Consider the following 25,038-nt stretch of genomic DNA (forward strand, 5'->3'; position numbering starts at 1 on the left):
ACCCGGCGCAAACCATACGCCGGGGCAACAGAACGGATTCAGAGCCCGTAACGCAATTTCAGCGTATCGGGGTGCGGATTGAGATAAACCTGCTCGGCGAGATAGGGATTGGGGTACTCGCGCAGGTAGTGACGGATCAGGGTGAGCGGCACCAGCAAGGGGAAGATACCGGTGCGGTACTTGTCGATGGTATCGGCAAGCTCCTGCTTCTGGGCCGGGGTCAGCACCCGCTTGAAGTAGCCCTGCAGGTGCATCAGCACATTGGTGTGGCTGCGACGGTTGGCCCGCAGGGTCAGCGCCGTCATCAATCCCTTGATGTAGTTGTCGGCCACCTCCTGCAAATTGGTGGACTTGCCCAGATTGCCGAGCAGCTTGCCAAGCGCCCGGTAGTGGGTGGTGGCGTGGGAGAGCACCAGATACTTGTAGCGGGAGTGGAAGCGGATTAGCGCAGAGGCGGTAATGCCGCGGGCGCAGAGTTGCTGCCAGTCATGGTAGGCGAAGACCCGCAGCACGAAGTTCTCCCGCAGGATGGGGTCGCACAGGCGGCCATCCTCTTCAACCGGCAGCAGGGGGTTGGCCTCCATCAACGCCTTGGCAAAGAGGCCGATCCCCTCCTTGGCGCTCCCCTCGTTGTTGGCGCCATAGACCTTGACCCGCTCCATACCGCAGCTGGGTGATTTGGCACAGAGGATATAACCGGAGATGAAGTCGAGCTGGCGTGCCTTCTGCTCGCTGAAGGCAATCAGCTTTTCGGTGACATCGAAACTACCGTTGCTCGCCTCGGCACGGATCTCGCCGTTGCGCTTGACCAGCCGGATGGCGGCGCGAGGCGCCCCCAGACCAATAGCCATCTCGGGACAGACGGGGTGATAGTCAAAGTGAGCGCCAAGATCCCGTTCGCAGAAGCTGGAGCGCTTGTGGCCCCCATCGAAACGTACCTCTTGTCCCAGCAGGCAGGCACTGATACCGACTTTAATCTTGTACATGATGACGCTCCTTGTATAAGCATTGATTCAGTTATAGCAGTTATACAAAAAAATGAAAGTTGTATAACTATTTGCGACTGATACGACACAAGGAGAAAAAAGGGATCACCGGAAAAAGAAAAAACCCATGGCGAACGCCATGGGTAAAAATCAAGACACTACGGACTACGGGAAGGGGGATTAGAAGCTGTACTTCACACCCAGGCTGGAGATGGAACCTTTTTGCAGATCCCAGTTGCGATAGGTGTAATCGGCAGTCAGCGCCCAGTTCTGGTTGAGCTTGTAGGCACCGCCCACCTTGAAGTCGTGCATATCGTCGGTCATGTTGGCGTAGCGGTAGGCAGTGGAGAGCTCGACATTACCGATGTCATAGCGCAGACCCACTTCACCGTACATGCTACCGCTATCTTTGCGAGCAACAGCATCCCACCCTTTGTTAGCGATATCGCTGGCAAGTTCACGCTCCAGCATGTAGCCGGTCAAACCGGTTTCACCGTAGAGGTTCAGACCTGTGCTGAGCGGGGTAAATACACCGACACCGATGCTGGAGATCGACATGCTGTCGTTGCCGTTGCTGCGAGAGGTGTATTCAGTGCTGCCGCGACCATAGAAATTGGAGCCAAAGCTCTTGGAGAGATCCAGGCTCAGACCGCCAAAATCACGGGTTCCTTTGCTGTCATTGCTGAAGGTACCGTTGAGATAGTCGGATTTGGTGTGCGCCCAGGTGGCGGAACCCTTGGCGTAGCTGAAGGCATCCTGCGCCATGACGGAAGTAGAGGCAAACCCGGCCAGAACCAGAAGAGAGACAGTTGCTTTTTTCATGATGATAACTCCATGTGATTGGGCCCGTTGCTAGCGAGCTGGTATGGAGTCATTGTGCGATCAGGTTCCCGGCTTGCCGAGCTGCAAGCTATTGCAGAACCATGTCAGATGTAAGCAGATATTGCAGGGGGTGTCAGCGGCAACAAGTTGCCGGCCCACACGGTTTGCATGGGCCGGAACAACGCCAAATCAGCGGAAGACCACCTCGTCAATTTCGACCCGCACCAGCGGCTGACCAGTCAATCCGGCAGGACGGGGGATCTCGAGTGCCAGTGACGGACGGGCTTGCCCCTTGCGCAGATAGGTCTCCGGCAGGCGATTCTCGGCAACCCAGAAGCGGGCCTCCTGACGGCTCAGCTGCACCCCGTCAGCACTGAACAGGGTCACCATGCCACGCACCCCGACTACATTGCGGGTGCCGGTATTGCTCACCATAAAGGTCAGCACCAGCGGGTCAGATCCCTCGATCTTGTCCAGCTTGACCACCACACCGTCACGCGCCATCTGGGCAAGCAGTTCCGGATTGGCCTTGGCCTGATCGGTCAGCACCGGAGCAGCGACGGCTACCACGGCCCCAGCCTTCCCATCAGCAGCCATGCCCTGTACGGACTCGGCCGGTTTAACCACCAGATACTCCCAGGTGAAGTCGTCGTTGAGCTGAACCTGCCGACCATCGGGCAACGTCACCTGAGAAAGAGGGGCAGCCTGCGCCAATACGGGGGAGAGGCACAGGGCAATCAGCAGACGGGAGAAGGGTTTCATTGGGCGAAGCTCGGTAACGGGTGAAAGGGCGACAGTATAAACAGTCCCGTCGCCCCTTGCCTATGACGGCACTCACGTTCTGGCACCCGCATCGCTTGCCCGCAGGCTAGATGGCGAGATCGTGCCGCTCTTTCTGTGCCATATCCAGGGTCACCAGATCGAACTTACTCCCCTTGAGGGCAGACAAAATATCCGATTGCATATCAAATGCCTGCGCACGCTGATGTTCTGGCAGACGCACCCGGGCTAGGGTGGTGGAGCAGTCACACAGGGTATGGAAAAAGACCTGTGCCTCGTCCAGCCCCATGTCGGCCAGCATCTGCTCGGCCTGATCCACCATTCGCAAATAACGCTGCTCAAGCTGCCGTGGATTGGTGAAGCGATTGCTAAGGCAACCGTTGCTCCCCTTTCCCCAGCGACCGAGCTGACGCTTGTTGAAGCCGTAACGATAATCGCGGCGCATCAATCCGTTGTCGGCAAAAAACCAGATTGAGTTGGCAGGCAGAGACCCGAACTGGGCAAGATAATCATCACGCTCCTCCACCGCTGCCGGAACCAGCAACGGCAGATGAGCCCACTCAGAACGAGTCTGCACATACTCACCAATGCGGCGAACCGGGTCGATCAGCCCTTCAATATTTGGCAGGCGATCGCAAAAGACGATCTCGTCACTCTTGATGACCCAGTGATCGATGCCATAACGCTGGCAATAACGGCGGGCTCGGGCCACTTCACTGCGGCTGCGGGTCGGATTATCGAGGGTAATTGCATGGATTTTCACACCGGCAGCGCGGCACAGCTCGATGCTGTAGCAGGATTCCAACCGTCCCGAAAAAGAGACAACCAGCTCGTCAAAACTTGCCAGTCGCTCAATCAGCAGCTGTTCCCTGGCTTGAAAAGAGTGATCATATCCCTGATTCAGTACAACTACATTGGCACCCATTAAACAGCTCCGGATGATGAACAGGTGCAGTATTGTGCGGCAAACAAACTGAATAGACCCTTAAAGAGTCTGGTTAAAATTAAAACTTGATGATTATTTCCTGTGATTCTGCTGCTAAATCTTCATTTTGGGCGTCATAAATTCGTAATCTTGCTTGGTGAACCCGATGGGCTCGCAAGAAACCCTGCGCCTGATCCAGCGAGGTGAAAGTCAGGCGCCCTCCCTCGCTGTCGGTCAGGCAGAGGCACTCCCCTTCTGCCTCAACACAGAGCTGATAACCGCTGCCATCCTTGCAGGCGATGATCAGGGTCGCCTCGGGATAATGACTGAGCCAATTGCGAAACCGGCCATGCTCCATAGTGCTCCTAGAGGGGCATCACCCCCTGCCGGTGGCGGGCAAACAGCCCAGCTCACCCAGTTGCTGGCGGCAACTCGCCGCGTCGGTAAAGACGATCCCCCTGATACCGAGGGCCTCGGCGGCCGCAATGTTGGCGGGACTGTCATCGATGAAGAGACACTCTGCCGGTTTCAGATCGAACGACACCAGCAGATAGCGATAGATATCCGGCTCCGGCTTCATCATCCGCACCCGCGCCGAGACCACCTTGCCGCTAAAGAAGCGCCAAAAATCCTGATGCTGCTCCAGCCAGTCGATGCTGGCATGACCCATGTTGGAGAGGGCATACAGGGTGTACCCCGCCCCGTGAAGCTCGGCTATCAGGGTTAGCATAGCGGGATCTGGCTGCAGGGAGGCGGGAACTGCCTGTAAAATGGCCAGATTCTGTGCCGCCGAAAGGCCAGTGCGCGCTTGCGCTTCCCGGGCCATGGTGTGGAGCGACATGGTGCCTCTGTCTACCTCCAGCCAATCCGGGTGGTTAAAGAGCTGCTCGGCCAACTGTTCGGCCCCTTGCGGACCACGCACGGAACGCACTATGCCTACCGGATCCCAGCTCACCACCACCCGTCCCAGATCGAAAATAATCGCCATCGTCTTTACCTCCCCACTGGGTTTCAGTCATAAAAACAGAGTCAATAGAACATCATTCATACGCCATTTTCTTAACCGGATACCCTGCCCCCATCCCCGCCCGCGGGCAAGTTTTACTTGCATCAGACCGGCAAATCCCTTAATGGTTATGACGTTACTTCAAGGACACACCTATGCACGCACCATTCTTCTTTGCTTTCTCGTTTATCCGGCCCGCTTGAGGGAAGGCCTGTCGTCGTGTGAACAGAAAGCAAAGACGAATCGAGCCTCCCCTAGCGGAGGCTTTTTTTTGCATTAATATCAATCGATTACTTGGATAGGGAACAATCATGGCAACGCTCGACGAGATCAGACAAGACATCACCCGGTTGGATCAGGAGCTGCTTGCCCTGCTGGCAAAACGCAAGACCCTCAGCATAGAGGTCGCCCGTGCCAAGCAAGCCAACCCGCGCCCCATCCGTGACCACCAGCGGGAGCAGGAGCTGCTGGTCGCCCTGATCCAGAAAGGGCGCGTGCTTGGGCTGGATGCCCAGTACATCACCCGCATCTATCACACCATCATCGAAGACTCTGTGCTCTCCCAGCAGGCCTATCTGCAGAGCCTGCTCAACCCGGAGCAGCAGGAGCCGATGACCAGCGTCGCCTATCTTGGGCCGCGCGGTTCCTATTCCAGCCTGGCCGCCCGCAAATATCTGGCGCGCTACAAGGATCAGGTGATCGAGGTGAACTGCCAGAACTTCCGCGAAGTGCTGGATGCGGTGGAGTCAGGCCGCGCCGCCTTCGGCGTGCTGCCCATCGAGAACACCAGCTCTGGCTCCATCAACGAAGTCTATGATGTGATGCAGCACACCAGCCTCTCCATCGTCGGCGAGCTCACCTACCCCATCGAGCACTGCATCCTCACCGCCGTGCCGACCGAGCTGAGTCGCATCAAAACCTTCTATGCCCACCCGCAGGTGTTCCAGCAGTGCTCCCACTATCTGAGCAAATTGGAAGGGGCGCGCCACGAGATCTGCGACTCCTCCTCCAGTGCCATGATGAAGGTGAAAGAACTGGCCAGCCCGGAGGCCGCCGCCATCGGCAGCGCCGCCGGTGGCGAACTGTATGGTCTGGATGTGCTGGCCGAGCAGCTTGCCAACCAGAAAGAGAACTACAGCCGCTTCATCGTGGTGGCGCGCAAGCCAATCGACGTGGCACCGCAGATCCCGGCCAAAACCACCCTCATAATGTCCACCTCCCAGAAGCCGGGTTCGCTGGTCGAGGCGTTGCTGGTACTGCGCAGCCACGAGATCAACATGACCAAACTGGAGTCCCGTCCGGTGCAGGGCAACCCGTGGGAAGAGATGTTCTATCTCGATGTCTCCGCCAACCTGCAGACCCCGGCGATGCAGGCCGCACTGGTGGAGCTGACCAAGATCACCCGCTATATCAAGGTGCTTGGCTGCTACCCGAGCGAGGATGTGAAACCCACCGCAGTGCCGCCGGTGCTGATGGGGAGCTAACCAGCCCACAACGACAAAAGGCGAGCACCCTGCTCGCCTTTTGTTTTGATGCCGGTTTTCACGGCAAGCCCATCAACTCAGAACTGACCGGCCATCAGCTGGTTGATGTTGTAGAGGGCACGGGTATCGAGCTCCATCTCGGTGGCATAGGTATTGCCGCGCGGATAAGAGGCAACCACCCGGGCACCACGCACCACACCGGCGACCGACACATCCAGCGAGTTGGAGGTCTGGGTCAGGTCACGATAGCTGCTCTGACCGCGCACCTGCTGACCATTGAGCTGCTCTGCCAGCTCGCGATAAGCATCCATCTTGGAAGCGCGAATGGCTTGCAGCATCTTCTCCGACTGGGAGGGGCCAGGCTGGATGTCGATCACCGCATAGCCCACCGCCTTGAGCACCGGAAAATCATCGGGCTTGCCACCCTGGGTGTAATCCACCACCCGGTTGTAGCTGCAACCGGTGAGCAAGAGTGCCAACAGGCAACCAAACAGGATCTTCATGACTCGCTCCTCACGGGGTCAGGTTGACCAGATGACCGCCCGGCCGGGCCTGACTGTCACGCATCAGATAACCGCGATTGATCGATGCCCGACCAAACGAATTGTTGGCACCGAACAGATATTTTTGCGGGATCAGGCTCTGGGCCGTGGTCTCCACCATCTTGGTGCGCATGTCGATAACGCGGGCGTTGACCAGGATCCCCTTGCTGTTGCGGCTGAAGGTGCCGACCAGAATGCGGGAGATCGGCAAACGGGAGGAGAGCTCCTTGTAGTTGCGGCTCAGTACAAAATCCCCCTGCGGCGTTACCTTGATACTGCCGGTCAGCTTGAAGTCCACCACCACCTCGCCGCGGCGGTTGAGCTCGTAGATAAAGCTCTCCTCAATCTGTTGCCCCATCCAGTTGGTATCCTGCAGGGTATCGAGATCGACGAAAGAGGCCACCGCGATGGGTTCGGTCAAGGTGGTCAGCGATTTGCGCTCCATCAGCTGGTCGGTCATACGCGCCACCAGCCAGTTGAGCTCCATCCCCTGCGCCGCCTGGCGGGGGTCGCCCTGATCCCGATTGATAGGGTCGGAGCCACACCCGGTCAATGCCAGAGCAAGCGCCAACGCCGTGATGAGTTTGTTCATGGATACCTTTCCTGTATCTGCACCTGACTTATTATCGGACGCGCCGGACAAAGCTTGAGCCGGGAATGAGGCATGATTCTTGCTTTTTAATGGTCATCGTCAGCGCCAACGTGCGCTGCCACTTGGAACGTGTTGTGATCCATGTCGGCCAGCAGGCGCCATTTCCTCAACATGGCTCGGCTGCCCGCCAACTCAAGGTATCTGCTATGAAATTACCGCTGCTGTTGACCCTGCTGCTGGCCAGTCTGAGCGCCCGAGCCGAGCTTATCGAAGCGCAGGGCAGCGCCGCCATTCTGGGGGGCGATGAGGTCTATGCCCGCGAGCAGGCGACCCGCGACGCCCTGCGTCAGGCGCTGCTGGCCAGCGGCGCGGCCGTTTCCAGCGTCCAGCGTCTGGAAAATGGCAGCCTGCGATCCGAGCAGATCCAGATCCGCTCCGGCGGCGACATTCGCCAATATCGGCTCAAGCGGGAAGAGGTGCGCAACGGCCGCATGTATATCACCCTGGTGGCCGACATTCAGGCCGAGCGCCAGATCTGCCAGACCCAGCACTTCGCCAAGGATTTGACACTGGTCAGGCTGCGGATGCGCTATCCGGACCAAGCCAGCTACGGCGCCATGGACGACATGCCGGAAAACCTCTCGCGACGACTGTTCGAGACTCTCGCCAACGCGCCGCAAGGGGTCGCGGTGCGCCAGTGGCTGGATGAAAACCTGCGCATCGATCCGCTCCATCTGCAACAGGGAGATCGCAGTACCCTCGAAGAGATCAAGGCCCTCAGCCTGCGCACCGACAGTCAGTATCTGGTGCTCGGCAGCATCGATGATCTCTCCATCGAGCCGCAGGGCAACCAGCTGACCAGCTGGTATGAGGATCCCGTACGCAACTTTCGCATGCAGCTCTACCTGTTCGATGGCATCAACGGCAGTCTGGTCAACCGCAAGGTCTACGAAGGGCGCGCCACCTGGACCTTTGGCAAGCGGGAGCAAGTGGGCAGCAGCAGCGGCCAGTTCTGGCAGTCAAGTTATGGCCAGGAGGTCAACTACCAGTTGCAACAGGCGGCTCAGGATCTGGTAGCCCAGCTCACCTGTGCCCCGGTCACCGCAAGAGTGGTCGGCCAGAACGAACGCGGCCCCTACATCAATCTGGGACGGCGCAACGGTGTCAAGCTCGGCGACCAGTTCCGCATCCAGCACAACGCCGACTTTATCGACCCCTACGGCAAATCGCGCATGATGCGCAACCCGGCCGACGGCCTGTTCGAAGTGGTGCAGGTATTCGACGATGGCGCCATCATCAGCAGCCAGAACAAATATTCGCCGTTTAACATCCAGAACGGGGATTTGGCAGTATTGGAATAAGAATCAAGGGTTTAAAAGGGAGTTGCTTCTTGTATAATGCCCGCCACACAGCTCCCGTAGCTCAGCAGGATAGAGCGGTCCCCTCCTAAGGGATCTTTATTGCTTAAAAATCTATCTAAACAGGCCGTTATAAGATTTTTTAAATATTAGGAATTATAAATATTTCCTTTAAAAACATAGCTTTATAGCTCAAAAAGCATTCATAAACAACCGAGCTGCTTGTTTTGTGAGCGGCGCAATCGATGCCTGTTTTGCGCTATTTAAGAGCTATTCACGCCACTCAACTCTACTTTTGCGCTATTTTGCCGCTATAATGTCTCAATAGAACATTTTTCGGTGGTACCCAATGGCTCCCAAAAATCCGGCTACATCCATACGCAAAGAAGAGTTCGATCTTAAGACGCTGCTCCAGGGTCACCCTGCGGCCATAATTAAAGGGAAATTCTCATTTACCTTTAAAGACCAGTACATAGATAGTCTTCCATTTATTAATGATAAAAATAAATGTGTTGAATTAACGCACTATAGTTCTGACGATGAAAAATATAATGAAAAGAACAAACCAAGATTAAAACTAAGAATCGGAAACAGTGTTAAGACATTCTATATTGTTTACGATAAAAATCGGAGGCAGAAAATTGGCAATTGGACGCCTCGCACTAAAAGTGGACATTACCAAAAAGGTTTTTTTAGCGTTACACAGGCTAAGGAAGAGTTTAAGAGATTAGTTAGTGATGCTGAAAAGATTAATCCAGAAAAGTGGAAATATCAGTCTTTTACATTGAGAACATATCTTTTAGAGCATTATAAAAACGACCGTGAAAATAAATCAAACAAGAGAAATTCATTAAGCCCTGTTACCGACAAAACAATAAGGGAAATCTCATCTGCCTTTGAACCATGGTTAGACCTAAAGCTATCTGAATTTAATGAAGATCATCCAGTAATATTCAAAAAGTATTGGCAGAACAAAGAAACGCCAATAACATCAGAAACAATGAGGAAATACTATTCCTTATTAAACAGCTTGTTTAATATGTGTGTTACGTGCACCTATTTACCAAAGAATAAAATTGATAGGCATATTTTTCTGTTCCCAAGAAACCCTAAGAGGCCTGTCACAACATATACTGACCCCACAAATGAAGTAGTGGAATTTATTTTTAATGAAGACACTCCAGGTGGTGGGGATTCCAAGATCATAGTTGCAACCATGTTCCTATGCGGGGCAAGAAACTCTGAAATATATAGAAACACAAGCAACAATTTTAATATTAATGATAGAACCATACGTATTCCTGAGCACATTAGTAAAAACAAGGCTGCACGCATTGTTGCTATTGAGTCAGACTCATACTGGAATTATGTAGCGAAATACAAAATTCTAAAAAGCTTGAGTGATCGAGAGGGTGAGTTAATGTTTCCTTGTTGTCGCGACGCAAAGGCCCCCCATGTAACTTCGAGCCTTTATCAGAAAACTTGGCAGGCAGTTAAAAAAGAGTTTAATTTTCCTAAGATAGGCCGACTATATGATGCCAGACATACTTTTGCCAAAAAAGCACTAGAAAGCGGAGTGCCTATTCAAGATTTATCTAAGATCACTGGACACAGCCTCGAAACGTTGATGAATTACTATATTGACAACAATATCAGCCAAGCTACAAGAGAAAAGTTAAGGAGTGCAACCAATTCTAATGCAGCTATAAAGGTGCAACAGGAAACGAATTTCCCTCCATCTGTTAATAGCTTATATGAAAGCTATGTTAGGAGATGTATAAAGAAGAATATAAAAGATGAACTCTCTACTTTCGTACAAGAAATGAAAGATTTGGGTGACCAAAACCAACTAAATGCAGAGCAAATTTTTTGGCTTAAAGAAATGCTGTAGCTTGAATATAAAGCCTTTACTTTCTTGAAATGGATTTGCTGAATGAGGCCATATTTCTAGGTATAGGCCATGAACATGATTCAGTTCGTTCATTTGCTAATGGAGGGGGCGGGTGCCCTCCATATCAGCAACATCAACAATTATAACCAGTGAGGTAACTGTCAGAAAATCTGAACATGGAGTACGATGATGAGAACAAATCATTGTCAATACTGGAACAGTAAAATATGTCACTTTCAGTTTATCAACCCAGTACGCAGGCTAGTTCAGCCCACACCCTTATGACGACTCTCAACATCCCTCAAGATCCACTGAGTGCACATCTCTGGATCGTAGCTGGCGTAGCTCCTGGCATCATTCATCGACTAGCTGAATTGATGAACACAGACTCAGGTTTGATATGCCGCTTAGCAGGCATTAGCCGGAGCACTGTTGCTCGCAAGCTGAGGATTGAGGCTCCCCTATCAATCTCGCAGGGTGCCAGGGTATACGGCGTTGTACAGGCGCTCGAAGCTGTTCTCTTCCTCCACAGAAACAATACCGCCAGAGCATTGTCATGGTTACATCGCCCAGCTTGGGGCTTAGGTGGTAAACGGCCAGCAGAGGTGCTGTCGACAGCTTTAGGGGCTCAGGCAGTAATAGTACTTGTAGGACGAATCCAACATGGGGTGTGCACCTAGAGCGAGGTAGCTGATAGGCTAACCCCCCCTTAAGAACGCTTCAAAAATAACCAACCTCATCTTTTTTCGAACTTTTTTCATTTACCCCACTTGAAAAAATCGAAAAACTGTCCATTTACTATTATTGAGAACAATTAAAAAATTTAAGAATTTCAACATTCCGCTGCTTCGCAGCGAAGATAATCCAGATTTTTAATTCCTTCGAGCTAGCTTTCCTTAAAGGAAGAAAATTGCACTTACAATAAGAAATTACTAGAATATAGTGTGTCAACACTCATCTTTTGAGTGAATTATCTTTTATTAAAGTAATTAGCACACCTAACTCAGCAAGATCTAAATGTAGTGCGTGAGAGGCAATGATTATTTTCACGTTTTAACACGCCTCTCACACTGTCGACAGCTGTCGATTACAAATAAAAACTCAACACAAAAGATAAAAAATATCTTTTCTAGTTAATTCCGCCTTAGTCATATGAGCCGTGATCTTCAAATACGATTCCATCATCAAAATGTTCTTGACATAGCTTATCTACGACTCGCTGAGCCTTGTGATGCAAGACCATCTCTAGAGCTGGTAATGTCAGTGCAGGAAAAGTCTGCCCTTGGATAGTGAATGTATGCTTGTCACTACCCGCATGCATATCATAAGTTGTGGATGTATCGACCTCATTTAGGAGATCATACCCAATACTCTCTGCAAGAAGTACCCATATCCAACAACGATATAAGTCTTCCTTTTCATAGTTGCTAATCAACTTGTGCATTGCGTTAATAGACCCTTGTAATGCAGCTCTAATCCACCAGTAATATGCATGTTGCATATACCCAGCATCTTCGCATTTGACTGCTACATTTTCATGATACGTGTAGTCTTTTAATTCATTTGCATATAAAGAAACATCAAGCCGATAGGTTGACAATAACTCTATAGCCTCTATGTCAAATCTCATAGCTGATTTTTTCAAGTGCTGGAGCCAAAGCGAGTATCGTTCTCTATCATTATCAACTAATCCGCCTACATCTGTATCATTAAACTCACCAGCCAGTTTATAAAACTCTTGATGAAGCTCGTATTGTGGGAACGATGAAGCATTTCGGTCTGCAAATGCACTTAACTGGACCAACCCCTGGTGTACTAATGGCGAGTTAAATTCATTCTGTTTAAACATACTCATTAATTCCCCAGCATAATGGTCTGAGGAGCTAAAGCGGCTAGCAGTAGTCGAATTAGGAGGAATTTGATTACTCTTAATATAAAGCTGAGTAATGTAATCGTCGTTTAGGCGATTCCTCAAAATCTCTTTTACGCGTAGGCTTATAATACCCGCCTGCACTAACGATGTGGCCAACTTCTGAGCGATAAGCTCAGGAATACTAATACCCAGAATATTAGCTCTAGCCTCAATTGCACTTACATCCAACGCAACCTGCCATTTCGTATTACTGAGCAGAATCGCATCAGCTTGCAATGACGCGTAAGTACTGTAGCCATAGGCCGCAGCAATCATCTCGTAGATATGACTACGTTTGAGGGAGATGCCTAGTACATCTTTGAGCTCAAGTTGGGTTGTGTGGACGAACGCTTTGATGGTCATGATCCAATCTCCTAGTCCTACCCTGGGGTATACATCGCACGTTTAATCCATCCAAGGTGAGGATTTGAGGTTGAGATCATGTGGCTTGAGAGTAGTAACCATTTTGACTCGTGCGAAAGTCTGGCTGGTCAGCCGCGACAAATCATATCCGAATTGACAGAACAGTCCAAGAGAATCATGGACTACGGGCGTAGCCAGTTCTACACCGATCAGATCATCGTCACTTTCCTGATGGTTAAGGGGATTTTCAACCTCACTATGCGGGCTACTCAGGGACTATACGACTCCCTGTTAGAGCTGATGAATGTGCCACTGTTCACAACGGGTATAGCTATGTCAGCAGGCTAGCACGCACGGTGACGGTGGCTTATCGACAAGCCGCATTACCGTCTTGGTTATCGACTCAACCGGGTTGAAGGTGTTTGGTGAAGGCGAGTAGAAGATCAGAAAACATGGTGGAGAGTCTGGCGCAAGTTGCATCTGGCAGTAGACCCGGTGACCCACGATATCGTGACGGCGGAAGTCTCGTTGGAAAATGTCCATGATGCCGAGGTGTTGCCCACCTTGCTCAACCCTCTGCGGCGGCGCAAGCTGGGGCGTATCAAACACCTAATGCACTCCGCTAAAGCTTACCATGAGACAACTCCTTGCAACCCCAGCAGGGGCAATCAACAGGCGGATAGTAAGAAACCACGAACAGGCGGAGCAGTTTCAGTCCTGACACTGGAGGGGGCTCGGGAGAATTGCCGCTGTGCTGGTTGAAGCGATCCTCCAACTCAGTAATACGGCCTGGCAGCTTATTTATGAACTCGTCGGTCTGCTCGAGGGCCAGAGAGTTAACTGCCTGTGTCGGATGCTTTATGGTCATGCCAGAAAGCAATACGGGAGGGACCATCTGCAAGCAGAATACGCCGCCTTCCCAATATTGTTACTTTTTCCATCGTCGCTAATTACAAAGCTGACTGTGAGCTGAATGTAACTCATATTTATCGGCAGTTATAAACACGCTACTCCACTGTGTAATAAAAACTTAAGATTGCAGTCTTATTCTCGCACTCACCAAACCAAAATTAATCATCAATGAGTAATTATGTTGCATTTTAAAAAACTAGCATTGAGTGTTGTAGTTAGCTCCATTTTATTAGCAGGCTGTAATGACAATCACAGTCAAACTGACCAATATATTGACAGCGAAAATGTTCAAACATTAAAGATTTCGATTGTTACCGATACACATCTATATGATGGTAGTATGGGGGATGATATTAATGGCGAGATGTTTCAAGCCGCTATTAGTAGCGACCGCAAGGCGTTTTTGCAAAGTCAAGAATTACTTGATCATGCAATTCAAGAAATGATTAAAAACGGTACCAACGTTATTTTAGTACCAGGTGATTTGACCAAGGATGGGGAACGAATTAACCATAAAAAAGTACGTACAAGCTTGCAGCGTGCTAGAGAACAAGGAATCAAAGTCTATGTGGTGCCGGGTAACCACGATATGAATAACCCCTATGGTTATAAAGAATCCCTGACCCAAACCCTGACCGCCAAAGGAGCTGTCTATCTGGAAGGAAATGAGCAGAATGTTGTCCCTGGCAGCATGGCGCCGCATATGACTAACACCACTGGCGAACCTATGTTTATGGAGAACTGGGATAATTTCTACCAAGATTTTGGTTTTAATGAAGCCATTGCCCGAGACCCTAACTCTTTCTCCTTTGTTGCCGAACCAACAGAGGGCGTGCGAATCCTCGCAATAGACTCCATTACCTCCTCCATCAAAGATGTGCAACAGCACTGGCAAGCTAATAGTCCGGATTATAGTAAAACTGGCGGATCTCTGCTGACGCCTGAGCGTTTGAGCACTCTGGAGTGGATTAAACAGCAGGCACAGGAAGCCAAAGATCAAGGAAAGATATTGCTGGCAATGAACCATGCTGGTGTTATTGAACATTTCCCTAGCAAGAGTGCTTTAATCCCTGGTTATGTCATCGATGGTGAAAAAACCTCATTTCATGATAGTATCGATGTACCCACCTATATAGAAGAATTTACCAACACATACACTGGTAAGAAGAGCAAAACCCTCTATACCAGCACCAGTGAGTATATATCAAAAATCTTGGCGCAAGCAGGTGTGAACATTGTGTTTACTGGTCACTTCCACGCTAATGATATTACCAAACGTCAATATGAGGATGGTAGTTGGATCTATGATATTCAAACAGGTGCCTCAGTGAGCTATCCCGCACCTTATCGCTCGGTATTGGTCGATATTAAAAACAAATTGATAACCACAGATGTTGACAACACAACGGTTATGGAATCAGTTCCTGATGCAAATTTAGTTGGTTTGGTCGATGGTTTGAGCCAAAATATTTTCGCGGCACTCGGTGTTGATATTGATGGACCATTGCTGGAGATCCTTGACAATTCACTAACAAAAAAACCTGTGGCCAAAACCATGCTGGATGTCTATAAGCGTGAGAATTGCCAAAAATTTATCTGTCAAGATTCGGAATGGCAACCCCTGTTTGAAGCAGATGTGTTAGCTGATTCAGGGCTTACCTGGAATGAGCTGTATAAGACAACCCTCAGCCAGTTGATCGGTGCGGTGCTCAAAGCCCATTACCATGGTGATGAAGAGAACTCAGAACAAATCGATGATAAAATGCGCTTTGTTTTAAACTGGGCTCGTGAATATGGCCAAAAACATAATGTTAGCAAACAGGAATTGGCAGACGAAGTCACCAAACTCAAGACTTTGACGCTTTCCCAAGAGTGGGACCCTAGCAAGGATCTCAGCAACCTCCTTGGCGATAAAATGCTGGCGCCAATTTATGGCCTACTAGGTACCGTCGGTGAAGGGATTATCTATGATCCGGTACCAGACCTGAATATCCAGATTGACATGACAAACGGCCAATTTGAAAACCTAAAATAATTAGGCCTATCGTACCAGCCGAACCGCTCCCCCTTATGGTGAGCGGTTTTTTTATTAACTGTGGCCATCAAACACAATGCATAAGTGTAATACTCATTATTAATCTGCTATTTGGACACAACACTGATGTCCATACTACCTATTTATGCCGAACTACTCTTCCTACTATTTGTCTTGCTGAACATTCGTATAATCCACACCCACCTTCATGTTAATCGTTCACCGACCGGGGCTTGACGCACACACTCGACAGATATGGGGTAATCCATTTCTCGATGCAGACACGGACGACAACGCGCAGCATCTCCTGAGGACAACGCCCCACTCGCTTGGCCAGCTCCACCAATGACAGTATTCGCTGGCGAAACAACTCCCCACGATGTGAGTATACCCCGCAGCCCCCTTTGTGCTTCAGCACATAGCCACGCCTAGCGAGCGCCCGGCCTCATTGTTGAGCAGCGGAATATCGTCATCGATCATAAACCGCCAAAGCATCTCATCATCCTTGATGAACAACTCGCAGCGGCCACGATAGCACTTGGGGCATAACATGGCCTATGACCACTATAAACTATTATTATCTACCCAATTGTAGGGTAAGATACATTCATACAGTCCGTGTTCAGCATTTTGATATAAAATGTCCGACCACTTTATACTAGATGTACCACATAGTTAGCTCAGTGAGAACTACAGACTTGAACAAAAATCCGCATGTATCAAATAAATTCGCTAAAGCTATAACCATATATCATACAGCATTATATATTTTTGCAATGATTATTATTGGGTCGACCTCTGGTTGAACTGATTATTACATTTAGATAATGTTACTCCATTGAAACATTGGTGATTACTTTACAAATTCCAACAACCTAAAAACAGGTTACACAATAACTTACTATATATAATTTCAGTCAATGAATGGTTGGTTGGTTGGTTGGTTGGTTGGTTGGTTGGTTGGTTGGTTGGTTGGTTGGTTGGTATAGGCAACCTATTGAACTTTGATAATTCAAAATTTTTTAAATACAGTCTGTATGGAGATGGTATTCACCTGACAGTTGCCCACAAAAGGGAGTGGTCATACGGCTTCAAACCGGATAACAAAACGGTACCCCTACCGTGTTATCTGGAGTCACCATATGACCACCAACGAGAAAGTAGCACGTCATAAACTCAGCCTGCTAGAGCTCGCCAAAGAGCTCAATAACGTCAGAAAAGCCTGCAAGCTCATCGGCTACAGCCGCCAGCAGTTCTACGAGATTCGCCGTAACTACCAGACCTATGGCGCCGAGGGCTTGCTCGACAAACTCCCCGGCTGTAAAGGCGCTCATCCCAACCGGGTCGCTCCCGAGATTGAGCAAGCCATCCTCGATTACTCTCTCACCAGACCAACCCATGGCCCGCTGCGGGTCGCGCAAGAACTGGCTCTGCAAGGCATCAACGTCAGTGCGGGCGGTGTGCGTGGCGTGTGGCAACGTCACGACTTGCTCTCCAAGCATGACCGCTTGTTGCGCCTCGAGAAAACCCATAGGGAACAGACGATTGAGCTCAATGACGAGCAGATCCGCCTGCTCGAGCGCTTCAGCCCCGAGTTTCGCGAACGCCAAATTGAGGTTCACTACACCGGGGAACTGGTGGCGGTCGACACCTTCTTCGTCGGCGCACTCAAAGGGGTTGGCAAGGTGTATCTGCAAACCGTGCTGGACTGCTACAGCCGCCACGCCTGGGGACGGCTCTACACCAGCAAGCTGCCGGTGACCTCGGTTCATGTGCTCAACGAAACGGTCCTGCCGTTCTTCGAAGCCCATGAGGCTCGGGTCTATACCATCTTGTCGAACAACGGGCGCGAGTTCTGTGGGCGCCCTGACCATCATCCCTACGAGCTGTTCCTGCAACTGGAGGGGATTGAGCACCGGACCACCAAGGTACGCAGACCGCAGAGCAACGGCTTTATCGAGCGGCTACATCGTACCCTGCTGGATGAACACTTCCGTATCAAGGGGAGGACAACCTGGTATGAGTCGGTAGAGCAGATGCAGACAGACCTGGATAGCTACCTGGAGCACTACAACATCCAGCGGCCACATCAGGGCAGGATGATGGAAGGACAGACTCCCTACAGCATGTTCAAAAAGGGTCTGAAATTGATACCGAAGGAAGTGCGCACTAAAGTAGCGTAAACAAGACACCGGTTTGAGGCCGGTGTCAGGTGATAACTAGATCTGTACAGCTCCGCTCAGTTCACTTGTCGCCTGACAGGGGATCTCCTGTTGGGACTTGCCCATCTGACTCTCTAGGTTGGTTGAGTCAGAGGATCAGCTCCCCGGATTCGCTGAAAATTTCGGATTTAGTCAATAACCCACTAAAATTCCACAATAATTAAATTTTTTCCTACACTCAGACTAACGCTCACAGGGATGTCACTATGAACTTATCCATTAAAAACAAGCTGGTCTTGGCTATCGGGATCATCATCCTGGTGATCACCGGCCTGCAAGTCTGGTACAACACCTCACAACTGCGCACTGAAACCCAGAGACTGGTCTGGAGCATCATTGACGAAAGCTCCATGGCCAACGTCAAGGGTATCTCCAACTGGGTCGATGCCCGCATCAGCATGGTCAGTACCACCAAGGAAGCATTCACCAAAGAAGATGAACCCATCAGCCATCTGGCCCAAGCCATGAATGCCGGTGGCTTTGAGGGGGTCTATGCCGGTACTGCTGACGGCAAGATGCTCGAGAGTACCCCCTCCGGCCTGCCAGCCGATTATGACCCCCGTCAACGCACCTGGTACAAGGATGCAGTTGCCGCCGGTAAACTGGTCATCACTGCGCCCTACGCCGATGTCTCTAACGGCAGTTTGATCGTCACCATCGCCGAGCCATTCCAGCGTGGCAACACCCAGGGGGTTATCGCCGGAGATGTCTCTATCAGCGCCCTTATCTCGGATATTCTGACGGTCACTACCGAGGGGACTTACGCCATTCTGGTCGACAGCAACGGCACCATCATCGCCCACCCCGATGCCTCCCTGAGTCTGAAACCCGCCACAACGCTAGCCCCCGAGTTGACCGCGTCTTACATCAATCAGATCGCTCATGACGGTACGATCAACGAGCTGGTGATCAGCGGTAAGAAAGAGGTCTTTGACTTTAACGCGATCCCCAACACCAATTGGTATTACGGCATGATGGTGGATGACGAAACCGCTTACCAGTCGGTACGCCGCATGGTCACCTCCTCACTTATTCAGGGACTTATCACCATATTGATCGTGGCTGGCTTCTCCTATGTCGCCATCAACAGCTCGCTAGCGCCTCTGAAAACCCTGGGCGAGGCAATTGCCGATCTCTCCCGTGGCAACGGCGATTTGACCCGCCGCCTCAAGATCGAGCGTGAAGATGAGGTGAGCGCGGTTGCCAAACACGTCAATACCTTCATTGAGCGGCTCCATGCTATGGTGCAGGACATTTCCAACTCCTCCGGCCAACTCAACCAGCAGGCCAAGTCCTCCCACAGCATGGCGGAGAAGGCCAATGAGGGGCTGGCTCGCCAGCAAAACGAGATCACTCAGATCGCCACTGCGGTCCATGAGATGTCGGCAACTGCGGTCGATGTTGCCAGCAACGCCGAGCAAACTGCCGAAGCGGCCCGCAGCTCCTCCAGCAGTTGCGAGCATGGCAAACAGGTGATCGCCCGCAACCAGCGCTCCATCACCGATCTGGCCACCCAGGTGGAACAGGCCTCCAACATCATTCAGGAACTGGAGAAAAACGCTCAGGAGATCAACACCATCCTCTCCACCATTCAGGGCATCGCCGAGCAGACCAACCTGCTGGCGCTCAACGCTGCCATTGAAGCGGCGCGTGCCGGTGAACAGGGCCGTGGCTTTGCGGTAGTGGCCGACGAGGTGCGCGTTTTGTCACAGCGTACCCACAGCTCGACTGTCGAGATCCGCAGCATGATCGAAACCCTGCAACGCAATACCCAGGGAGCGGTCAGCACCATGCACGAAGGCCAGCAGCTGGCCCAGAACAGCGTGGATGACGCCAACAACGCCACCCATGCGCTGGAGCAGATCACCACCTCGATCAACCAGATCTCCGACATGGCGACCCAGATCTCCAGCGCAGCCGAAGAGCAACGAGCCGTCACCGACGAGGTAAGCCGCAACATTCAGGCGGTCAAAGATGTCTCGGACGAACTGGCGTTGGATGCAGACAGTTCACGTCATCTCTCTGAACAACTTAAAAATATTTCGGATGAACTGAGTAATCAGGTCGGTATGTTCCGCATTTGAGTATGAGTAAAGGGGGCGTATATGCCAAATGCCACTCAGTTAAGGCTCCAGAGGCCGCTCCCCTGATGTGTAAAAATCCGAAACCTTTTGATTTGGTTTCGGATTTTTTATGCTTATCGACTAAGGAAGAGGCGAACAAGTTGATTGCTCCTTCATCATAATCAGCCTACTCACGTTTATAATTTCATTACTCCATTCGCACCGTCCTAAAAACATCCGATTACATCTCTATCTTGTTGATATGAAACTGATATATCCATAGCTTACATTAAGTAACGTTAAAAACGTTTGCCATAGTTCTTACATGTGATTGAATATTCGCCGCTCAATTTTTGAGCATGCAAAGGTTATGGATATTAGAATGGATAGTGCAATGTTGTTGCCTGCGGAAAATGCGGGTCATACGAGCCCACCTCGTATGACCCTTTTATTATCTCGTCTGCAATTTGGGGCGAAGATGAATGTTTTGATGGGACTTATGTTGTTGTTAAGGAAGGTGCGAATAAGCGGGGAAATTCTTCTCGGCTGACGCAGTCATTTCATTTCTTCATGTTTGAGCCGATTTTTTCTCCCGTAAATGCCTTGAATCAGCCTATTTAGACCGTTTCTTCGCCATTTAAGGCGTTATTCCCAGTTTTTAGTGAGATCTCTCCCACTGACGTATCATTTGGTCCGCCCGAAACAGGTTGGCCAGCGTGAATAACATCGCCAGTTGGTTATCGTTTTTCAGCAACCCCTTGTATCTGGCTTTCACGAAGCCGAACTGTCGCTTGATGATGCGAAATGGGTGCTCCACCTTGGCCCGGATGCTGGCTTTCATGTATTCGATGTTGATGGCCGTTTTGTTCTTGCGTGGATGCTGTTTCAAGGTTCTTACCTTGCCGGGGCGCTCGGCGATCAGCCAGTCCACATCCACCTCGGCCAGCTCCTTGCGCTGTGGCGCCCCTTGGTAGCCGGCATCGGCTGAGACAAATTGCTCCTCTCCATGCAGCAGATTACCCAGCTGATTGAGGTCATGCTCGTTGGCCGCTTAGAGATCCCCTCATTTTTTAGAATGATAGCGGCACGTTGATCGAAGATATAAACATCTGCTCATTGCTGAAAAAGCCAAACCACGCTACAGACCGCATAAAACCTGATTTCCTTTCTTTTTACGCTTCACTGTATTTGCCGGTCAAAAAGAAGAGGGCATTCTTGGAGTCCGCGCCACGCCTAGCTCATATGAGGGGATGATTAAGCGTTGGCCGCGGTGGTGACTAGGCTGTGGGTCAGGCCACTCTTGGCATCGACACCAATGTGGGCCTTCATGCCAAAGTGCCACTGATTGCCTTTCTTGGTCTGATGCATCTCCGGATCGCGTTGCTGCTCTTTGTTCTTGGTCGAGCTGGGTGCCTCAATGATGGTGGCATCGACCAAGGTGCCTTGAGTCATCATGACGCCTGCTTCGGCCAGACAGCGATTGATGGTCTTGAACAATTGGCGGGCCAGTTGATGCTGCTCCAGCAGGTGGCGGAAATTCATGATGGTGGTGCGGTCCGGCAAGGCGCTATCCAGGGATAACCGGGCAAACAGACGCATGGAGGCGATTTCGTACAGAGCATCTTCCATCGCGCCATCGCTCAGGTTGTACCAATGCTGCATGCAGTGAATGCGTAGCATGGTTTCCAGCGGATAAGGTCGCCGGCCATTACCAGCCTTGGGGTAAAACGGCTCGATGACTTCCACCATGTTTTGCCATGGCAGAATCTGCTCCATGCGGGACAAGAAAATCTCTTTTCTGGTCTGACGGCGCTTACTGCTGAATTCACTGTCGGCGAAGGTGAGCTGATGACTCATGATGAACCCTTTTTCATGGCTCCAGATGACAAACATGATCTCATATCAGGGACTTGTTCGCACCTTCCCTAGCCAAACGACTGGGGTTAAAATGATAAAGATACATAGCTATGGGCCATTATAGAGTTGCATCCTGCATATTGGTTAACGTGTTGATTTATAGTGTTTTTTATGCACGTATGGTGTAATGTGACGCTAGCATGGTATTGAGAATGTAGTTATGGATAACAAAGTTTCAATCGAAGAAATGCAAGCATTAAAAGTATTGCTTGTAGATGACCACGCTATATTGCGGGCAGGAGTCAAAGCTACACTCTCAACAGATCACCTTATGAAGGTGATTGCAGAGGCTGGCAATGGTAAAGAAGGATTAGATCTGGCAGTAGAATATGAACCAGATTTAATATTGCTTGACCTTCAAATGCCAGTGCTTAATGGATTAGAAACGCTGAAGAGAATCAGAGCAAAGAAAATAAAAAGCAAGGTCGTTATCTTCACCGAGTCAGATTTGGAAATTGATGTTGTAGAAGCGTTTAGGTTCGGAGCCAATGGATATCTTTCAAAAAATATTGAACCGCTTGATTTAATTGGCTTCATTAAGAGCATATGTGCTGATACATCAATTGAAAGTCCTCAGTCAAACAATAAAGTAATGTCAATCTCATTATCAGATAGTAATGTTGGCATTATTGAATCATTAAGCCATAGAGAAATTGATGTAGTAAAACTTCTTGCTGAAGGTCACTCAAACAAAGTCATTTCAAAATTATTATATATATCTCATGGGACGGTAAAAATACATGTGAGAAACATTCTAAGAAAACTAAAATTAAAGTCTAGAGTTGCTGTTACTGTATGGGCACATAACCGAACTATTAAGTAACTATAATTTAAAAATGTACATAAATAAAAATTAACTTGATATTTTTATTGTTGCAGATTATTGCCATACTAGTTAACGACTCTCTTAAATCATATGCCCATAGGGTGCATATGATTTATAAATTCTGCTTGCAACGATACATGGCCTCATCCGCCAAACGGAGTAACAAGTTTAGATCTGGTGGTGTAGTTGCATCATATTCCACATAGCCTATAGAACAAGAAAGGTTATATACCTTACCGCTATGCTTATTGAACTCATCAAAGATCTGATTTATTCGATTATTGATTGATTCAATATAGTTAATGTTTGTTTCTGGGAGTAAAACCACGTATTCATCACCACCTAATCGAGCACAGATATCAGCATTTCTAAAAATCAAGTTGATCAAGCTGGCGGCTTGGCACAATGCATCATCTCCAACATCATGACCAAATCGATCGTTTATAGATTTGAAATGATTCAAATCTATAAACAATAATGAAAGGCCCCTTTTCGTTCTGTATGCATGTTGCAAGTACCTCTCAGCCAGAAGAATAAAACCTCGCCTGTTGGTTATCCCCGTCAACTCATCTATTGTCGCCATTTGAACTGCACGTAACTCGCTTTCAACTGTTAATGCCAAGTCGGTAAATAAAGCTCTATCCTTTTCTCCAAAAGCCCTAGCCTTACGGTCTATAAGGCACAACGAACCGATATGCAATCCATCAGTTATTACTAATGAATGACCAGCATAGAATCGGATGTATGGCTCCCCTTGAACCATTGGATTATTATAATAAAGAGGATCTTTGGTTGCATCCTCAATAACAAGCATGCGTTCTTTGAGAAATCCATTTTTACAAAAAGAGATATTAGGAAGAGGTTCATGGATGTTTAGGCCATAACAAGGCTTGGCCCACTCGTGTTCATTGTCTTCGAATGAGATCAGGGCAATAGGCACATCAAACATGTTGCGAGCCATTCTTGTTATACGAATGAAACGTTCCTCTGTTGGGGAGTCAAGCACTTGGAGACGGCGCAATGCATCTAAGCGAAGAAAGTGGGGATCACTGGTTTCAGAGAACGGTTGCATCCTTGCGGCCTTTTACGTTGTGTCCGAAGCGATGCTATTATGACACTCATTTGGATATAACTAAATAGAATGCTGGATTACGGATGACAGATTTTTAGCGCGGGTATGCGAAAATACACACATTTGGTTTTCTAATGAGACCATCACTAGGGGGCAATCGAAACTCATTCGTGTTGTTCTATGAAGGCGAGGATATCATCGAGCACCCCAGACGCTTGTAAAGCACCATGGCACGAACTGGATTTTAAATTAATCATAATAGCAAAACTGCTCTTGCAGTTGTTCTACTCTACCCTCGGTTTTCATTTTTTTTAGCATTAAGGCCAAATCTTTCGCTAGCCTTGAGTGTTTTTTATTAAGATACGCATAGCCTGCCAAGGTATCAACAATTCCTGCGGAATATATTTTATTATACTCGGTCGATTCCGCAAGCAATGCTTGCTTGCTCCTATCAAATACCAGAGTCTGCTCCACAAATACATCAACGCGTCCTTTTATCAGTTTTTTCAATCCCTGCTCAGTTGTGTTTACCTCTGTCGGCAGGGGGGAGGTAATAAGCTTGGAAAGTGCGTCTTCGGCGCGTTTTGAGCCTCGCCTGAATTCAACTCTTAATCCTTCCTTATCTAGGCTATGCCAAGAATTATATTTTGATTTATTGTCATACACATAAGCTTCAATAGTCACGTTGAAATGTGATTCATTCACTCTGATCAAGTTGGTTGTTTGCTGTTGGTATTCAAATGCCCGATGAATTTCACCATCAACACTGCCATTCTCCGCGAGGATCGGTGCTCTTCCACCAGGAACGCCCTGATATAGAAATTTATATCCCAATCTAGAAAATGCCTCGCTATAAATATTATATAACCAGCACCCATACTTTGAATGATAAGTGTCCGCTGAACTAACTAGAACAATTTTGGTATCAACAGCAATAGCGCATGAAGAAAGTGTCGCAAGGAAAATTAACAATATGTTTCTTATGTTGTATTGTGAAAACATACATACCCCACATTGACACATCCCACTTTTAATATAGCTCACGTTAAAAAATTCGCCATGCTAAATGAAATTAAAATACTGTTGGTGACATTTCTCACGAGATATGGGCTCGCGCCACTTAAATAGTGTTTCTTCCAAAATGGTTTGCTCTGCTGAAAGCTAATGTATAGGAATTCGAGTAGCAAGCCATCAATGCATATTCATAGACAAGTAATTAAAATTATACACAGACACTGAATAAAATAAACAAGATCCCCATGATTAGGGTATCTTGTTTCATACGGTCAATTACTTCTTTACCAGTATAAAAATGATTTCTCTAAGAAAT

Annotated in this window: 19 protein-coding genes, 4 pseudogenes and 1 other annotated feature; of the genes and pseudogenes, 9 read left to right on the forward strand and 14 right to left on the reverse strand. The window is 49.2% G+C overall.

Annotated elements, in window-relative coordinates; genetic code table 11:
* Window positions 1-38 precede the first annotated feature (38 nt).
* From WBR25_RS15885 to WBR25_RS15910, 6 genes are all read right to left on the reverse strand, one after another.
* Window positions 39-986 carry a YbgA family protein gene (locus tag WBR25_RS15885; RefSeq protein ID WP_005343644.1) on the reverse strand — a complete coding sequence of 316 codons (948 nt, stop codon included), beginning with the start codon at window positions 984-986 and terminating at the stop codon, window positions 39-41.
* A gap of 180 nt (window positions 987-1,166) precedes the next feature.
* On the reverse strand, window positions 1,167-1,808 hold the full coding sequence (locus WBR25_RS15890; protein ID WP_139433737.1) for an outer membrane beta-barrel protein: 642 nt from the start codon (window positions 1,806-1,808) through the stop codon (window positions 1,167-1,169).
* A 189-nt stretch (window positions 1,809-1,997) separates the two neighbouring features.
* Window positions 1,998-2,570 (reverse strand): DUF3157 family protein, encoded by a 573-nt coding sequence (locus tag WBR25_RS15895; RefSeq protein WP_058058236.1) that lies wholly within the window; start codon window positions 2,568-2,570, stop codon window positions 1,998-2,000.
* 106 nt (window positions 2,571-2,676) lie between these two features.
* A complete protein-coding gene (locus WBR25_RS15900; RefSeq protein ID WP_042054408.1) occupies window positions 2,677-3,513 on the reverse strand; it encodes an adenine nucleotide alpha hydrolase family protein in 837 nt (278 codons plus the stop codon).
* Between the two features lie 79 nt (window positions 3,514-3,592).
* Window positions 3,593-3,871 carry a DUF6482 family protein gene (locus WBR25_RS15905; RefSeq protein WP_005338699.1) on the reverse strand — a complete coding sequence of 93 codons (279 nt, stop codon included), beginning with the start codon at window positions 3,869-3,871 and terminating at the stop codon, window positions 3,593-3,595.
* An 18-nt stretch (window positions 3,872-3,889) separates the two neighbouring features.
* Window positions 3,890-4,501, reverse strand: a complete 612-nt coding sequence (locus WBR25_RS15910) for an HAD family hydrolase (protein WP_201932775.1) — start codon at window positions 4,499-4,501, stop codon at window positions 3,890-3,892.
* A gap of 169 nt (window positions 4,502-4,670) precedes the next feature.
* Window positions 4,671-4,792 (forward strand) — a sequence feature (Phe leader region).
* 38 nt (window positions 4,793-4,830) lie between these two features.
* Between WBR25_RS15910 and pheA the strand changes: the two genes are divergently transcribed.
* The gene (gene pheA / locus WBR25_RS15915) at window positions 4,831-6,003 is read left to right on the forward strand and encodes a prephenate dehydratase (protein ID WP_005343631.1); all 1,173 of its coding nucleotides are present in this window, start codon (window positions 4,831-4,833) and stop codon (window positions 6,001-6,003) included.
* Window positions 6,004-6,080: 77 nt separating this feature from the next.
* Here pheA and WBR25_RS15920 read toward each other — a convergent pair whose 3' ends face one another.
* Complete coding sequence (locus WBR25_RS15920) at window positions 6,081-6,506, reverse strand: LPP20 family lipoprotein (RefSeq protein ID WP_005349622.1); 426 nt, start codon at window positions 6,504-6,506, stop codon at window positions 6,081-6,083.
* Between the two features lie 10 nt (window positions 6,507-6,516).
* The gene (locus tag WBR25_RS15925; RefSeq protein WP_005338718.1) at window positions 6,517-7,137 is read right to left on the reverse strand and encodes a FlgO family outer membrane protein; all 621 of its coding nucleotides are present in this window, start codon (window positions 7,135-7,137) and stop codon (window positions 6,517-6,519) included.
* A gap of 206 nt (window positions 7,138-7,343) precedes the next feature.
* Here WBR25_RS15925 and WBR25_RS15930 point away from each other — a divergent pair, with 206 nt between their 5' ends.
* From WBR25_RS15930 to WBR25_RS15940, 3 genes are all read left to right on the forward strand, one after another.
* Entirely contained in the window at window positions 7,344-8,498 is a 1,155-nt protein-coding gene (locus tag WBR25_RS15930; protein WP_479748604.1) for a flagellar assembly protein FlgT, read from the forward strand.
* A gap of 346 nt (window positions 8,499-8,844) precedes the next feature.
* Window positions 8,845-10,386: a tyrosine-type recombinase/integrase gene (locus tag WBR25_RS15935; RefSeq protein WP_139473999.1), complete on the forward strand. Its 1,542-nt coding sequence runs from the start codon at window positions 8,845-8,847 to the stop codon at window positions 10,384-10,386.
* 281 nt (window positions 10,387-10,667) lie between these two features.
* Entirely contained in the window at window positions 10,668-11,066 is a 399-nt protein-coding gene (locus WBR25_RS15940) for an antitoxin Xre/MbcA/ParS toxin-binding domain-containing protein (protein ID WP_075114273.1), read from the forward strand.
* Window positions 11,067-11,530: 464 nt separating this feature from the next.
* On the opposite strand, the gene WBR25_RS15945 is transcribed toward WBR25_RS15940, so the two are convergent.
* On the reverse strand, window positions 11,531-12,661 hold the full coding sequence (locus WBR25_RS15945) for a hypothetical protein (RefSeq protein WP_100654368.1): 1,131 nt from the start codon (window positions 12,659-12,661) through the stop codon (window positions 11,531-11,533).
* 186 nt (window positions 12,662-12,847) lie between these two features.
* On the opposite strand from WBR25_RS15945, the pseudogene WBR25_RS15950 reads away from it, so the two are divergent.
* A pseudogene (locus WBR25_RS15950) lies at window positions 12,848-13,393 on the forward strand (transposase); the annotation flags it as partial.
* 358 nt (window positions 13,394-13,751) lie between these two features.
* Window positions 13,752-15,608, forward strand: coding sequence for a metallophosphoesterase family protein (locus tag WBR25_RS15955; RefSeq protein WP_100654370.1), 1,857 nt, complete (start codon window positions 13,752-13,754; stop codon window positions 15,606-15,608).
* Window positions 15,609-15,814: 206 nt separating this feature from the next.
* On the opposite strand, the pseudogene WBR25_RS15960 reads toward WBR25_RS15955, so the two are convergent.
* Window positions 15,815-16,163, reverse strand: a pseudogene (locus WBR25_RS15960) (IS66 family transposase); the annotation flags it as partial.
* Window positions 16,164-16,750: 587 nt separating this feature from the next.
* On the opposite strand from WBR25_RS15960, the gene WBR25_RS15965 reads away from it, so the two are divergent.
* A complete protein-coding gene (locus WBR25_RS15965) occupies window positions 16,751-17,791 on the forward strand; it encodes an IS481-like element ISAs19 family transposase (protein ID WP_100654372.1) in 1,041 nt (346 codons plus the stop codon).
* Window positions 17,792-18,036: 245 nt separating this feature from the next.
* On the forward strand, window positions 18,037-19,914 hold the full coding sequence (locus tag WBR25_RS15970; protein ID WP_100654373.1) for a methyl-accepting chemotaxis protein: 1,878 nt from the start codon (window positions 18,037-18,039) through the stop codon (window positions 19,912-19,914).
* A gap of 637 nt (window positions 19,915-20,551) precedes the next feature.
* On the opposite strand, the pseudogene WBR25_RS15975 reads toward WBR25_RS15970, so the two are convergent.
* Window positions 20,552-20,944: pseudogene (locus WBR25_RS15975) on the reverse strand (transposase); the annotation flags it as partial.
* Between the two features lie 218 nt (window positions 20,945-21,162).
* Window positions 21,163-21,750: pseudogene (locus WBR25_RS15980) on the reverse strand (IS5-like element IS5B family transposase); the annotation flags it as partial.
* A 220-nt stretch (window positions 21,751-21,970) separates the two neighbouring features.
* Between WBR25_RS15980 and WBR25_RS15985 the strand changes: the two are divergent.
* Window positions 21,971-22,633, forward strand: a complete 663-nt coding sequence (locus WBR25_RS15985) for a response regulator (RefSeq protein ID WP_144716203.1) — start codon at window positions 21,971-21,973, stop codon at window positions 22,631-22,633.
* Window positions 22,634-22,748: 115 nt separating this feature from the next.
* Here the strand turns inward: WBR25_RS15985 and WBR25_RS15990 are convergent, their stop codons facing one another.
* Both WBR25_RS15990 and WBR25_RS15995 read right to left on the reverse strand, forming a co-directional pair.
* Window positions 22,749-23,708 carry a sensor domain-containing diguanylate cyclase gene (locus WBR25_RS15990; protein WP_080602637.1) on the reverse strand — a complete coding sequence of 320 codons (960 nt, stop codon included), beginning with the start codon at window positions 23,706-23,708 and terminating at the stop codon, window positions 22,749-22,751.
* A gap of 249 nt (window positions 23,709-23,957) precedes the next feature.
* Window positions 23,958-24,710 (reverse strand): type 2 periplasmic-binding domain-containing protein, encoded by a 753-nt coding sequence (locus tag WBR25_RS15995; RefSeq protein WP_186301956.1) that lies wholly within the window; start codon window positions 24,708-24,710, stop codon window positions 23,958-23,960.
* Between the last annotated feature and the right edge of the window lie 328 nt (window positions 24,711-25,038).

The sequence above is a fragment of the Aeromonas sp. MTB genome, assembly GCF_056632455.1.

Coding starts and splice junctions, on each gene's coding strand:
- WBR25_RS15885 (WP_005343644.1), bottom strand. CDS start 986: ATGTACAAGATTAAAGTCGGTATCAGTGCCTGCCTGCTGGGACAAGAG.
- WBR25_RS15890 (WP_139433737.1), bottom strand. CDS start 1,808: ATGAAAAAAGCAACTGTCTCTCTTCTGGTTCTGGCCGGGTTTGCCTCT.
- WBR25_RS15895 (WP_058058236.1), bottom strand. CDS start 2,570: ATGAAACCCTTCTCCCGTCTGCTGATTGCCCTGTGCCTCTCCCCCGTA.
- WBR25_RS15900 (WP_042054408.1), bottom strand. CDS start 3,513: ATGGGTGCCAATGTAGTTGTACTGAATCAGGGATATGATCACTCTTTT.
- WBR25_RS15905 (WP_005338699.1), bottom strand. CDS start 3,871: ATGGAGCATGGCCGGTTTCGCAATTGGCTCAGTCATTATCCCGAGGCG.
- WBR25_RS15910 (WP_201932775.1), bottom strand. CDS start 4,501: ATGGCGATTATTTTCGATCTGGGACGGGTGGTGGTGAGCTGGGATCCG.
- pheA (WP_005343631.1), top strand. CDS start 4,831: ATGGCAACGCTCGACGAGATCAGACAAGACATCACCCGGTTGGATCAG.
- WBR25_RS15920 (WP_005349622.1), bottom strand. CDS start 6,506: ATGAAGATCCTGTTTGGTTGCCTGTTGGCACTCTTGCTCACCGGTTGC.
- WBR25_RS15925 (WP_005338718.1), bottom strand. CDS start 7,137: ATGAACAAACTCATCACGGCGTTGGCGCTTGCTCTGGCATTGACCGGG.
- WBR25_RS15930 (WP_479748604.1), top strand. CDS start 7,344: ATGAAATTACCGCTGCTGTTGACCCTGCTGCTGGCCAGTCTGAGCGCC.
- WBR25_RS15935 (WP_139473999.1), top strand. CDS start 8,845: ATGGCTCCCAAAAATCCGGCTACATCCATACGCAAAGAAGAGTTCGAT.
- WBR25_RS15940 (WP_075114273.1), top strand. CDS start 10,668: ATGACGACTCTCAACATCCCTCAAGATCCACTGAGTGCACATCTCTGG.
- WBR25_RS15945 (WP_100654368.1), bottom strand. CDS start 12,661: ATGACCATCAAAGCGTTCGTCCACACAACCCAACTTGAGCTCAAAGAT.
- WBR25_RS15955 (WP_100654370.1), top strand. CDS start 13,752: ATGTTGCATTTTAAAAAACTAGCATTGAGTGTTGTAGTTAGCTCCATT.
- WBR25_RS15965 (WP_100654372.1), top strand. CDS start 16,751: ATGACCACCAACGAGAAAGTAGCACGTCATAAACTCAGCCTGCTAGAG.
- WBR25_RS15970 (WP_100654373.1), top strand. CDS start 18,037: ATGAACTTATCCATTAAAAACAAGCTGGTCTTGGCTATCGGGATCATC.
- WBR25_RS15985 (WP_144716203.1), top strand. CDS start 21,971: ATGGATAACAAAGTTTCAATCGAAGAAATGCAAGCATTAAAAGTATTG.
- WBR25_RS15990 (WP_080602637.1), bottom strand. CDS start 23,708: ATGCAACCGTTCTCTGAAACCAGTGATCCCCACTTTCTTCGCTTAGAT.
- WBR25_RS15995 (WP_186301956.1), bottom strand. CDS start 24,710: ATGTTTTCACAATACAACATAAGAAACATATTGTTAATTTTCCTTGCG.